Here is a 12311-nt window from a genome sequence, read left to right on the forward strand (position 1 = left end):
AGAGTAGATTTGGGCGCCTTATAGGGTGGTCTGGCACACTTGTCACCCGCCCCTGCGTAAACTGCGACGAAGGGTAAGGCCGGGCCTAGAAAGCGGCACGTTTTAGCGTGTATCCAGCCTGTTCCAACTGGTTCAACAGACCATGGTCATCGCCCAAATGTCCGGCGCCCACAGCAATGACCACCGTTTGGTCCTGAATGGCCAATATGTGCTGCATCCAGTTGTTGTTGCGCCCGACTAGAAGTTGCTGTTCGAAACTGGACCACTCTTCGTCGAAAACCTCTTGCGACAGACCGGATGTTTCAAGCCCCTGTAGTCTGGAAAATTGGATGATCTCTGCGTGCTTTTCTTCCAGATAGGCATTGACCATAGTCGCCAGCTGATCCTCGCTGCTTTCAAAGGCACTGGCCATGCGGATCAGTGATTGCACCTGCTTTTCGATCGGGTGCTGGTCAAACATCGCCATCAGATCGTCAATCTGCTCTAAAGAGTACTGGGGGATGTCATGGGCTTCGGCCATGTCGGTCAGGCGCGCGTCCATTCCATAGCTGGCTTCCGGATTCTCGGTCATGCATGGGGGGACACCCAGCATCATGCTCAGAAACCAGGGGCGCATTTTTGCAGCCATCCAACTGGGGATGCCACGCTCTGCCAGGCCGCTGGACAGGGCGGCCCAGTCTTCTTCCGGCATCAGCTCAATCAGGGTGGGACCTGAGGTGATCAGAACAGGGCTGAGGTCTTTGGCCAGTTCCTGTTCAAATGCAGTCATTTCGTCCTGGGTCACTTCGAAATAGAACGCATCCGCCTGGCTGAGTGTCGGTTCCAGCCTTTCTGTGACGGCGTCCATACGCGGGTCGTTTGTGTGCAGCGTTCCTATCAGATGCAGAACTGTATCGCCTTTTGTCGCGATCCAGTGATTGCCTTCCGGGTACGGGAAGTCGGCCAAAGCCTGCTGCAAATCAGCTTGCGCCTCTGGACTTAGGTCAGACCTCAGGTCGCGCCCCTCGCAGGCCGCTTGGGCCGAGAAAGGTACCAGCAGACAAGCCAAAAAGATCAAAAAACGCATCGTACCATCCTGGTTGGATCAATCCCTATATGGGGTGCGACCTTGCCGGGGCCAAGGCCGGTGTTCAACCTGCCAGGATGGACACTGACCTGATCTGTGTCTGGCATTCCACAGTAATTCGAATAGCATGAGCCACATGGACCGCGAGCAGGATCTCTACCCCCCAATCAAGGCGCTGTTAGAGCGTCAGGGCTATACCGTCAAAGGCGAGGTCGGTGCGGTCGATGTCATGGCTGTTCGTGAGGGTGAAGAGCCTGTGATTGTAGAGTTGAAGTTGCGTTTCTCATTGGCGCTGTTTCACCAGGCAATCACCCGACTGAAGGTTACTGAAAATGTCTATATCTGTGTTCTCAAGCCCCGCGGACGCACGGCCAGGCGGGCGTTGAAGGACAACACGGCGCTATGTCGAAGGTTGGGCCTTGGCCTGATAACTGTTCGGGCGGATGGCGTTGTCGAGGTGCATTGTGACCCTGGGCCCTACGCCCCGCGAAAGGACAAGGCCAAAACAGCGCGGCTGCTGCGCGAGTTTGACAGGCTTGAAGGTGATCCGAACGCAGGCGGTGCCACACGCCACGGCCTCGTCACCGCCTATCGTCAGGATGCTTTGCGCTGTGCGGCGCATCTTGCAGAATGTGGTGCCACAAAAGGGGCAGATGTTGCTAAGGCAACCGGTGTTTCGATTGCGACCCGGCTGATGCGCGAAAACCATTATGGCTGGTTCGACAAAATTGCAAAAGGTGTCTACGCCTTGTCGGAATCCGGACAAGAGGGTCTGAAGCACTGGGCCTATAGCTGGGATCAGCCTGACTGAGTCCCAAGGATAAAAAATTCTTCACGCTTGTTGACTCAGGGATTTCGACCCCCTAGCTATACGCCGTTATCACTCGCAAGGGTCGAGTGCTAACGCCTCACCGCAAGGTGAGGGGAGGATAAATAAACTTTGAGCCCAAGGAGCTGCAAAGATGGCATTGAAACCGCTTCATGACCGCGTGTTGGTTCGCCGTACCGAAAGCGATGAGAAAACCGCTGGTGGTCTGATCATTCCAGACAGCGCAAAAGAAAAGCCCAGCGAAGGCGAAGTTGTTGCGACCGGCGAAGGCGCACGCAAGGACAGCGGCGAGCTGATCGCAATGGCTGTAAAAGCTGGCGACAAGATCCTGTTCGGCAAATGGTCGGGCACTGAGGTTCAGGTCAACGGCGAAGAGCTGCTGATGATGAAAGAAAGCGACATCATGGGGATCATCGAGTAAGCCCACGCGCTTCCTCTGATCTTCATCCCAATACATTTTCTCAAGGAGAAACGACATGGCTGCTAAGGACGTCAAGTTCGACACCGATGCCCGTAACCGCATGCTGGCAGGTGTGAACATCCTGGCCGACGCTGTCAAAGTGACCCTGGGCCCCAAAGGCCGCAACGTGGTTCTGGACAAATCTTTCGGCGCACCGCGCATCACCAAAGACGGTGTTTCGGTTGCCAAGGAAATCGAACTGGAAGACAAGTTCGAAAACATGGGCGCGCAGATGGTGAAAGAAGTCGCCAGCCGCACCAATGACGAGGCCGGCGACGGCACCACCACAGCAACCGTTCTGGCTCAGTCCATCGTCAAAGAAGGTCTGAAGCAGGTTGCAGCGGGCCTGAACCCGATGGACCTGAAGCGCGGCATCGACCTGGCAACTGCCAAGGTTGTTGAAGGCATCAAGAACGCCTCGCGTGAAGTCAAGGACTCGGCTGAAGTTGCTCAGGTTGGCACCATTTCTTCCAACGGTGAAACCGAGATCGGCCAGCAAATCGCAGACGCGATGCAGAAGGTCGGCAACGAAGGTGTTATCACCGTCGAAGAAAACAAAGGCCTGGAAACCCAGACCGATGTTGTCGAAGGCATGCAGTTCGACCGCGGCTACCTGTCGCCTTACTTTGTCACCAACGCTGACAAGATGGTTGCAGACCTCGAAGACTGCATGATCCTGTTGCACGAAAAGAAACTGTCCTCGCTTCAGCCGATGGTTCCGCTGCTCGAGCAAGTGATCCAGTCGCAAAAGCCGCTGCTGATCATTGCAGAAGACGTTGAAGGCGAAGCGCTGGCAACTCTGGTTGTAAACAAACTGCGCGGCGGCCTGAAAATTGCTGCTGTCAAAGCACCGGGCTTCGGCGATCGCCGTAAGGCCATGCTGCAGGACATCGCAATCCTGACCGGCGGTCAGGTCATCAGCGAAGATCTGGGCATGAAGCTTGAGTCCGTGACCATGGACATGCTGGGCACTGCCAAGAAAATCGAAATCACCAAAGACGAAACCACCATCGTCGACGGTGCTGGCGAAAAAGCCGAGATCGAAGCGCGTGTTGCTCAGATCCGCACCCAGATCGAAGAAACCTCGTCGGACTACGACCGTGAAAAGCTGCAAGAGCGCGTTGCCAAACTGGCAGGCGGTGTTGCTGTTATCCGCGTCGGCGGCATGACCGAAGTTGAAGTGAAAGAGCGTAAGGACCGTGTGGACGATGCTCTGAACGCGACCCGCGCTGCTGTTCAAGAAGGCGTTGTCGTGGGCGGTGGTGTTGCTCTGGTTCAGGCCGGTAAAGCACTGGACACTCTGCAAGGCGCAAACGCTGATCAGGACGCAGGCATCAACATCGTTCGTAAGGCAATCGAAGCGCCTCTGCGCCAGATCGCTGAAAACGCAGGTGTCGACGGTGCGGTTGTTGCGGGCAAAGTTCGCGAAAGCGACGATGTGGCATTTGGCTTCAATGCGCAGACTGAAGAATATGGTGACATGTTCGCATTCGGCGTGATTGACCCGGCCAAAGTTGTCCGTACCGCATTGGAAGATGCAGCGTCGGTTGCCGGCTTGCTGATCACTACCGAAGCAATGGTTGCTGACAAGCCGCAGAAAGATGGACCTGCTGGCGGCGGCATGCCCGACATGGGCGGCATGGGCGGCATGATGTAAAACGTCGAATTCGCTTAGACGAATTCTGGCGGCCCCACAGGCGCTTGGCAGTATAGCCAAACTGCCCAGAGGGGAGCTGTAGAGCTAAGGAACGGGGTCGCCTTCGGGCGGCCCCGTTTCGTTTTGGCACGCCGCTTATGACTGAAACTGTGGCTCAAACTGTTCCGAGGTCGACGGTCTAACCGGTCCCTTCAGGAAAGTGAGTACCCAAACCGGTGTGAAACCGGTATCGGGTTGATATGCGACTGTTCCTTCTGACCGCCCTCACCATGTGCGCCTTTGCAGCGAACTCCATTCTGAACCGGATGGCCGTTGAAGGCGGCGATAGCGACCCGGCGGGGTTTGCGGTTATGCGCGTTCTGGCAGGGGCGCTGATGCTGGCGGTGCTGGTTTTGATACGTGGCGGCAGCCTGCCGTTGCGCAGCCCTCGCCGGTTCATTGGCGCTGGCGCCTTGTCGCTTTACATGATCGGGTTCTCGATCGCCTATCTTACACTGGATGCCGGGCTGGGCGCCTTGATCCTATTTGGGATAGTGCAAATCACGATGTTCGTGGCCACTGCCGTGACTGGAAATTCACCGACACGACAGCAACTTCTGGGAGCGGCGATTGCACTGGGTGGCCTCGCCTATGTGCTTTGGCCGTCGGGCACGGTTCAGGTGGATCCGGTCGGAGCCGCCCTGATGTGCGCTGCCGGGATTGGCTGGGCAGCATATTCTCTGGCGGGACGGTCCGAGCCAAATGCGCTTGCCGGGACGGCGGCGAATTTCGTCATTGCCCTTCCGGTGACGGCCGGAGCTTTGCTGCTGTTCGGCGGAGGTTGGCAGATGACGGGCACCGGTTTGTTGCTGTCGGCAATATCCGGGGCGGTCACTTCGGGGCTGGGATATGCGTTGTGGTACCATGTTTTGCCCCAACTGGCACCGACCGTTGCAGCTGTGGTGCAGTTGAGCGTGCCCGTGATTGCTATTCTGGGCGGTGTCCTCTTGCTGAGCGAAACAGCAGAGGCCCGGCTTTTGATTGGCGCAGCGCTGGTGTTGGGCGGCATTGCGCTGGCGGTGCTGCGACGTCAGCGGGGGTAGGGCTTTCATCAGCGGCGCTAAGACATTATCTGGCGCTTATGAAAATTCTGATCGCCCTGCTTATCTTTCTGCTCCCCGCCGCGGCCAGCGCGAAATGCGTGGTCTTGTTGCATGGTCTTGCGCGGACCGAGGCCTCTTTCACCGTGATGGAGCAGCTGTTCAAGTCACATGACTATTCGGTTGTGCGCCCGGGCTATCCCTCGACCGAGATCGGTATTCCCGAACTGGCCGAACAAACCATTCCTGATGCCTTTGCGGCTTGTGGCGATGACACTGTCAATGTGGTAGCACATTCGATGGGCGGCATTTTGTTGCGCTATTGGCTCAAGGATCATAGCCCGGAAAACCTGGGTCGTGTCATCATGCTGGGGCCGCCCAATCAGGGCAGCCAACTGGTCGATGAACTTAGCGCGTGGGAGGTGTTCGGCTATCTCAACGGACCTGCGGGCCTTCAACTGGGCACAGGCGCCGAAGGGATCCCGGGTCGTCTACCGCCGGTGGATTTTGAACTAGGTGTTATCGCCGGCGAAAACTCCTTAAACCCGGTATTTTCTTCACTGATTGATGGGCCTGATGACGGTAAGGTTTCCGTTGAAAGCACCAAGGTCGAAGGAATGACGGATCACCTGGTTCTGCCGGTGACCCATACGTTCATGATGAACAATCCGCGGGTCATGGCTCAGGCCCTGCACTTCATTGAATTCGGCCAGTTCGACCCGCAGATCACCTGGCTTGACGGGGTGATGGAAGCTATTGACGAGATCTGCATCGGACAGGATTGCTCGGAACCTGACTCGGAGTCCACGCAATGACCGCATTAAGCCTGACTCTGACCGGTGCAGAGGTTCTTCTGCCCGGCGAGGGGCTGACGGATGTCGATCTGACCATTGCCGATGGCGTGGTTCAGACAGGCCCTGCCGGGCAGCAGATCGACCTGTCAGGATATCTGGTTCTGCCCGGTATTATCGACCTGCATGGTGATGGGTTTGAACGGCACATCGCGCCCCGTCGCGGTGCCATGAAGCAGATGAACGAAGGGATCCTCTCGGTCGAGGCTGAACTGGCGGCCAATGGCATCACCACAGCCGTTCTGGCCCAGTTTTACAGTTGGGAAGGCGGGGTGCGCGGGCCAGAATTTGCCGGGCAGGTATTCGACGCCATTATAGAAGTCAGGGCCTGCACTGTCACCGATCTGATGCCCCAGCTTCGGTTCGAAACGCATATGCTGGACGATTACGCCGGACTGGCAGAAAAGATTGCGGCTTGGCAGGTGCCCTATGTCGTGTTCAACGACCACCTGCCGCATGACCGTCTGGCTGAGGGGCGTAAGCCCCCGCGTCTGACCGGTCAGGCGCTCAAGGCCGGTCGCAATCCCGAGGTGCATTTCGAAATGCTGCTGTCGATGCATGCTCGCCGGGATGAGGTGTCTACCGCACTGGATATACTCTGTGCTGATTTGACAAAGCAGGGCGTCCGCATGGGCAGCCACGATGACGCCACTGCCCAAACTCGCTCCGATTGGCGCGCGCGGGGCGCGCGGATTTCAGAGTTCCCCGAAACGCTGGAAGCCGCCGAGGCCGCCCGCACCGCCGGGGATCACATCATCCTGGGGTCGCCCAATGTGGTGCGCGGCGGGTCGCATAAAGGGAATGTTAGCGCGCTGGACCTGATTGCGATGGGGCTGTGCGATGCGCTGGCCTCGGATTATCACTATCCCAGCCCGCGCCGGGCAGCCTTGATGCTGGCCAAATCCGGCCTTCTGGACATGGCGGGCGCATGGGCGCTGGTGTCATCAGGGCCAGCCCGCGTACTTGGGTTGCAAGATCGCGGCACGCTCACCCCCGGGCAACGTGCCGATCTGGTCATTCTGGAGGCAGATACAAACCGTGTCGCGGCAACGCTGGCTGCCGGGCGCGTCAGCTATATGGCCGGGGATATCGCCGCGCGGTTTGTCGGCTGATTTACCGCGTGATGCGGTTAAAATGACCCATCTTGCGGCCTGCCTTCACCTCGGCCTTGCCATAAAGATGCAGCGCAACATCACGTTCGGTCGCGAGTTCAGGTACGCGGTCCATATCGTCGCCGATCAGGTTCTCCATCACCACGTCTGAATGACGCTGCCCGTCGCCCAGAGGCCAGCCTGCCACGGCACGGATATGTTGCTCGAATTGATCCACCGCGCAGCCATTCTGTGTCCAATGGCCCGAGTTATGCACGCGCGGTGCGATCTCGTTCACGATCAGACCCTGCGGGGTCACGAACAACTCGACCCCCATGACGCCGACATAGTCCAAGGCGTTCAGGATATTTGCCGCCAACAGGATCGCATCTGTGCGCTTTGCTGCGGGCAGGCGGGCAGGGACGGAGGTGGTGTGCAAAATGCCATCGCGATGCACGTTCTCACCGGGGTCGAAACAGGCGACCTGACCATCCAATCCGCGCGCGGCGATGATTGATACCTCATGGCTGAAATCGACAAAGCCTTCCAGGATCGCAGGCGCGCCCGCCATATCGGCCAGAGCAGTTTCAGCGTCATCGGGGCTGAGTAGCCGGGCCTGTCCCTTGCCGTCATAGCCAAATCGGCGGGTCTTCAGGATGGCAGGGGTGCCGATCTGGTCAATCGCAGCCTTCAGGCTCTCCAGATCCGTGATATCGGCGAAGGGTGCGGTATTCAGGCCCAGCCCTTGCAAGAAAGCCTTTTCGTTCAGTCGATCCTGACTGACCCGCAGCGCCTCGCGCCCCGGGCGGATGGGGCGGTGGACTTCCAGAATGTCCAGTGCTTCGGTGGGGATGTTCTCGAACTCATAGGTGATGACATCGACTGCTTCGGCAAAGGCCTTGAGGGCCTCGGCATCATCATAAGAGGCGGTGGTCACACGATCCGCCACATGACCCGCAGGCGGGGTCGCACCGGGCTCATAAATATGCGACACAAAACCCAGCCGGGCTGCAGCAACGGACAGCATACGGCCCAGTTGACCGCCGCCCAAAATCCCGATTGTCGCGCCGGGGGCAAGCATTTCCACCATTCTCAACTCTCCAAACGTTTGCCAATAGCGCCAAGTGCTGCGTGCAATACCTTGTGCGCGCCCTGATCTTGCAGGGTCTGTGTCATTTGCAGGCTCAGCGTGCCGTCAGTGGCCAGCGCATCGCGTTCGGCCTCTAGGCGGCCTGCGGCCTTCTTATCCATCGCGTGCAGAAAGCCCGATACCAACTGGGTGGTGTAGAATTCGGCCCCGGCTGCGTCTCCGGTTGTGTCTCCCAGCCAAGTTGCTCCGGTCGCCATCAGGTCCAGAAGGCCGGGAACCATGGCGCAAATGGCGAAATGGGCGTTCAGTGCCGCCTCATCTGCGACCTTGATCACCGGGTTTTCCGGTGCGAACAAATCGGCCAGCAGTTGATCGTTGCCGAAAGCGACCAGCGGGCAGCCACCGGCTTCCAAAAATCCCAGCGGAATGGTTTGCACGATTGCCGGCGCCGGAGAGCAGAGCTCGGTTAGTTCATCTTTCGAAACTGCTGCCATGACCGAGACGATCTGATGGTCGGATCGAAACGTTAAGGCGGCCAGAACGTCCGCAGCGATATGTGGGCGCAGGCACAGGAACACGATCTCGGATGCATCAATCACGGCCTGTGGCGTCGTGACAGACACACCCAGTTCAGCCTTTAGCGCGGTTGAAACCTGGTCATTGCGTTCTGTCACGGAGATCTCGTGCCCTTTACGGGCCAAAAAACGCACCATCGGGGCCGCAATATGGCCCGTGCCGATGAATCCGATCCGGCTCATCCCTCGGGTTCTTCGGGGATTGAGGCCGATAGCGCGTCGCGCCAGGCATCCAGCCGGTCGGCCAGAGCGTTATCCTGCAGCGCCAGAATGCCAGCGGCCATCAATCCCGCATTGGCACCGCCTGCCGACCCGATCGCCATAGTCGCAACCGGGAACCCTTTGGGCATCTGAACAATGGAATAGAGCGAATCGACGCCAGACAGTGCCCGCGTCTGCACCGGAACGCCGATCACAGGAACGCGTGTTTTCGAGGCCATCATACCCGGTAAATGCGCGGCCCCGCCGGCCCCTGCAATGATCACCTGCAATCCGCGCGAGACAGCAGTCTTGCCATAGTCCCACAAGCGATCTGGGGTGCGGTGCGCTGAAACGATGCGTTTTTCATAGGCCACGCCCAACTCATCCAGAATATCTGCGGCTTCTTTCATCGTGGACCAGTCTGACTGGCTTCCCATGATGATCCCCACTTTAACGTCGCTCATCCGCTTGCGTCCCTGCCTTCCGAAAGAGCGCGAACTATAGCCAAATCCGCCTTTGTGGCAATGCGGTTCAGATGTCTCAGGCGATGATATCCGGGGTCAGGCGGTCTTCGATCAGGCGAATGATGTCTTTCAGGCGCAGTTTCTGCTTTTTCAACCGTTTGATCGTCAGTTGATCCGAGGTGCCAGTGGCCTGAAGCGCCTCGATTGCTTCGTCAAGATCACGGTGTTGACGGCGGAAAACTTCCAGCTCTACCCGCAGAACCTCATCAGTTTTCATCGAAAGATCGGTGGGCGCGTTCATTGGCGACTCAGAGTTGTTGTGGTGCTTGTCACACAAGATAGTGTGTCAGGCTTGATCCGGCCAGACCTTGTGGACATCGCTGTATATTCCCATATTCTATTATACGCGGTTGCCAGAATGGGGCCGCACAACACGTCGCTTTGGCAATAAAGGACGAAAATACGTGTCTAAACTTACTCTGGGCTCATACCCGCATCTTTTGGGGTTCGAGCAGTTGGAACGCCTTCTGGAGCGGTCTGCAAAGGCCGGAAATGAGGGGTATCCGCCCTATAATATTGAACAGACCTCGAATTTTTCCTACCGCATTACCCTGGCTGTGGCTGGGTTTGCAGAAGAGGACCTGTCGATTACCATCGAAGATCGACAGTTGGTGATCCGGGGACGTCAGCGCGACGACAGCGAAGGACGTATCTTTCTACACCGTGGGATCGCGGCACGTCAGTTTCAGCGCATGTTCGTGTTGGCCGATGGGGTCGAGGTTGGCGAAGCGATCATTGAAAATGGTCTGCTGCATGTGGATCTGACCCGCGCCGTGCCCGAAACCGTGGTGCAAACGATCAACATAAGGAAGGGGTAAGAGCAATGAATACACCGTTTGAAATCAACGCCGAAGGCGATCGGATCGTCTATGTCAAAACAGTTGAAGTCGCCGATCTACCTCGGGAAGTTCGCGAACAGGCCGGAGATCTGAGCCTGCTATATGCGGTACACGATGCCGACGGCCAGCAACTGGCACTGGTTGCTGATCGCAAGCTGGCGTTTAACCTGGCGCGCGAGCATGATTTTTCACCGGTGGCCGTGCACTAAAGCGGCCTCCGTACGTTTTCCTCGTGACATCCATGGCCTGTCGGGCGAGACAGTCGAACCTATGATGGTTCGAATATCGGAGTGCACGACACATGAATTGGTTCGACTTTGACTGGGTAGACGCCTTCAGCGATCGCGCCTTTGGTGGCAATGGGTGCGCTGTTGTTCATGGTGGGGCAGCTCTGTCCGAAGACGTCTGCATGGCCTATGTGCGCGAGACGTCCTTGGTTGAATGCACCTTTACTGGCCCGTCCGATGTGGCCGATTTCCGGGTTCGTTATTTTCTGGCCAGTCGCGAAATCCCCTTTGCCGGGCATCCCACGATCGCAACCGTAGCTGCAATGCAGTCCAGAGGAATGCTGCAAGGCAATACCCTGACGCTTGAAACCGGCGCGGGGATCGTTTCGATCTGCATCAGCGGTGATGAAATCGAGATGACGCAGATTGCACCACAATTCGGCGCCTATGTTCCCGCCGAGCTGGTCGCCTCTGCCATCAGCCTGCCCAAAGAGGCGATCATCTCGCCGCCGCAATTTGTTTCTACCGGGCTGCCCTTCTGTGTCACTGTTCTTCGTGATCACGACGCCCTGCGCGCGGCAAAACTGGTCGAAAGGCCTTTGCGCGAGATTGCCGAAAAGGCGGGCTTTTCCGGCTCCGATATGGCCGAACCTTTTCTTGTAACGCTCAAAGGCGCGACCAAAGCAGGCGATACATTCTCGAGATTGCTGTTGGCCCCGCCCAGCCCGCCCGAGGATCCGTTTACCGGATCTGCCACTGGTGCGATGGCGGCGTATCTCTGGAAACATGGGCTGATGCCAAAGGACGTTTTTATTGCCGAGCAAGGCCATGATATGGGGCGCCCCGGTCAGGCGACTGTTACCCGAGCTGGCCCATCGGATGCGATGACAGGCATCAAGGTCGCCGGTCGCGGGCATATCCTTATGCGGGGTCAGGTTAATTTACCAGATGCCGGATGATGACAGAACCTGCAATCGCCATACTGCCCTATGGGCATCGGTTGGGGCCGAAACTGGCCACGGTTCCTTTGTCGGAACTGACTTGGCCCGAAGGTTGCCCGGATCGTCTGATCGGAAAAAAAGTGGGCGATCTTGCGCACACGGACCATCTGATCATGTACCCCAATTCCACCGTACATTTGCGTCTTCGTCGGGGAACACGTGCGCGGATATCTTTGATGATGGGAGAGCCTTCGGCCATCCATGCCAAACATGATCGCATGTTGCGCTATACGTGGCGGCGGTTCTTCCGGGTGCTGACCTTTCATGATGTATTGTTGCAAGGTATCCCAAACGCCGTGTTTCTGCCTTATGGCGTGACGATGGTGCCTGATTGGCGAGAACTTTTGGTCGAGAAATCTAAATCCTGTTCTTTGATCGCCTCGGCCAAACGTGATCTCGAAGGACATCAGCTGCGCCATTCCGTGATCGACTGGGTTCGTGAATCCGGGGCAGATGTCGATATTATGGGGCGTGGCTATACTCCGTTTGACCGAAAGTCTGACGGGCTGGCCCCATATCGCTATTCGGTGGTGATCGAGAATGTGCGGGAGCGAAATTACTTTTCGGAAAAGCTGACAGACGCGATCTTGTGCTCGACTGTGCCGATCTATTGGGGCTGTCCCAATATTGGTGATTTCTTCGACACATCCGGGATGGTCCTGTGCGATTCCGAGGCCGACATTCGGAGTGCGATTCAAGCCGCTTCGGTCGATGACTATGCCGCGCGTCTAGATGCCCTGCGGGCCAGCCAGTCCAAAGCGGCGGAATTTGGTGATTTCGAAGGACGCGCTGTCGCCGCCATTCGGGCAGAACTATAATCC

The 12311-nt window shown here is 57.6% G+C and carries 15 protein-coding genes; 10 read left to right on the forward strand and 5 right to left on the reverse strand.

Annotation, left to right across the window (positions count from 1 at the left end):
* Window positions 1-85: 85 nt before the first annotated feature.
* The gene (locus tag AC2FH8_RS09345) at window positions 86-1066 is read right to left on the reverse strand and encodes a TraB/GumN family protein (protein WP_496689540.1); all 981 of its coding nucleotides are present in this window, start codon (window positions 1064-1066) and stop codon (window positions 86-88) included.
* A 136-nt stretch (window positions 1067-1202) separates the two neighbouring features.
* Between AC2FH8_RS09345 and AC2FH8_RS09350 the strand changes: the two genes are divergently transcribed.
* The 6 genes from AC2FH8_RS09350 to AC2FH8_RS09375 all read left to right on the forward strand — a co-directional run bounded on the left by AC2FH8_RS09350 (window position 1203) and on the right by AC2FH8_RS09375 (window position 7054).
* Window positions 1203-1877 (forward strand): DUF2161 domain-containing phosphodiesterase, encoded by a 675-nt coding sequence (locus AC2FH8_RS09350; RefSeq protein WP_142636525.1) that lies wholly within the window; start codon window positions 1203-1205, stop codon window positions 1875-1877.
* Window positions 1878-2028: 151 nt separating this feature from the next.
* Window positions 2029-2316 carry a co-chaperone GroES gene (locus tag AC2FH8_RS09355; protein ID WP_120632017.1) on the forward strand — a complete coding sequence of 96 codons (288 nt, stop codon included), beginning with the start codon at window positions 2029-2031 and terminating at the stop codon, window positions 2314-2316.
* Between the two features lie 55 nt (window positions 2317-2371).
* A complete protein-coding gene (gene groL, locus AC2FH8_RS09360; RefSeq protein WP_142636527.1) occupies window positions 2372-4012 on the forward strand; it encodes a chaperonin GroEL in 1641 nt (546 codons plus the stop codon).
* Between the two features lie 239 nt (window positions 4013-4251).
* Window positions 4252-5094: a DMT family transporter gene (locus AC2FH8_RS09365; protein ID WP_496689542.1), complete on the forward strand. Its 843-nt coding sequence runs from the start codon at window positions 4252-4254 to the stop codon at window positions 5092-5094.
* Window positions 5095-5132: 38 nt separating this feature from the next.
* Window positions 5133-5906: an alpha/beta fold hydrolase gene (locus AC2FH8_RS09370; RefSeq protein WP_496689544.1), complete on the forward strand. Its 774-nt coding sequence runs from the start codon at window positions 5133-5135 to the stop codon at window positions 5904-5906.
* Window positions 5903-7054 (forward strand): alpha-D-ribose 1-methylphosphonate 5-triphosphate diphosphatase, encoded by a 1152-nt coding sequence (locus tag AC2FH8_RS09375; RefSeq protein ID WP_496689546.1) that lies wholly within the window; start codon window positions 5903-5905, stop codon window positions 7052-7054. Before AC2FH8_RS09370 ends, AC2FH8_RS09375 begins: the two co-directional genes overlap by 4 nt.
* Before the next feature lies 1 nt (window position 7055).
* Here the strand turns inward: AC2FH8_RS09375 and AC2FH8_RS09380 are convergent, their stop codons facing one another.
* The 4 genes from AC2FH8_RS09380 to AC2FH8_RS09395 form a co-directional block, all read right to left on the reverse strand.
* Window positions 7056-8123: a 5-(carboxyamino)imidazole ribonucleotide synthase gene (locus AC2FH8_RS09380; RefSeq protein WP_496689548.1), complete on the reverse strand. Its 1068-nt coding sequence runs from the start codon at window positions 8121-8123 to the stop codon at window positions 7056-7058.
* 2 nt (window positions 8124-8125) lie between these two features.
* Window positions 8126-8881, reverse strand: coding sequence for an NAD(P)-binding domain-containing protein (locus tag AC2FH8_RS09385; protein WP_496677633.1), 756 nt, complete (start codon window positions 8879-8881; stop codon window positions 8126-8128).
* Complete coding sequence (purE, locus tag AC2FH8_RS09390; protein WP_271949196.1) at window positions 8878-9363, reverse strand: 5-(carboxyamino)imidazole ribonucleotide mutase; 486 nt, start codon at window positions 9361-9363, stop codon at window positions 8878-8880. The genes AC2FH8_RS09385 and purE overlap by 4 nt, the downstream gene beginning before the upstream one ends.
* A 76-nt stretch (window positions 9364-9439) precedes the next feature.
* Window positions 9440-9664: a YdcH family protein gene (locus tag AC2FH8_RS09395; protein WP_037308505.1), complete on the reverse strand. Its 225-nt coding sequence runs from the start codon at window positions 9662-9664 to the stop codon at window positions 9440-9442.
* A gap of 163 nt (window positions 9665-9827) precedes the next feature.
* On the opposite strand from AC2FH8_RS09395, the gene AC2FH8_RS09400 reads away from it, so the two are divergent.
* The 4 genes from AC2FH8_RS09400 to AC2FH8_RS09415 all read left to right on the forward strand — a co-directional run bounded on the left by AC2FH8_RS09400 (window position 9828) and on the right by AC2FH8_RS09415 (window position 12308).
* Window positions 9828-10241 (forward strand): Hsp20 family protein, encoded by a 414-nt coding sequence (locus AC2FH8_RS09400; protein ID WP_142636541.1) that lies wholly within the window; start codon window positions 9828-9830, stop codon window positions 10239-10241.
* A 5-nt stretch (window positions 10242-10246) separates the two neighbouring features.
* The gene (locus tag AC2FH8_RS09405) at window positions 10247-10471 is read left to right on the forward strand and encodes a DUF1150 family protein (RefSeq protein WP_142636543.1); all 225 of its coding nucleotides are present in this window, start codon (window positions 10247-10249) and stop codon (window positions 10469-10471) included.
* Window positions 10472-10563: 92 nt separating this feature from the next.
* Entirely contained in the window at window positions 10564-11448 is an 885-nt protein-coding gene (locus AC2FH8_RS09410) for a PhzF family phenazine biosynthesis protein (RefSeq protein ID WP_142636545.1), read from the forward strand.
* Window positions 11448-12308, forward strand: coding sequence for a hypothetical protein (locus AC2FH8_RS09415; RefSeq protein ID WP_496689551.1), 861 nt, complete (start codon window positions 11448-11450; stop codon window positions 12306-12308). The genes AC2FH8_RS09410 and AC2FH8_RS09415 overlap by 1 nt, the downstream gene beginning before the upstream one ends.
* Window positions 12309-12311: the final 3 nt, after the last annotated feature.

The organism is Ruegeria sp. CDSC025 (genome assembly GCF_059610805.1).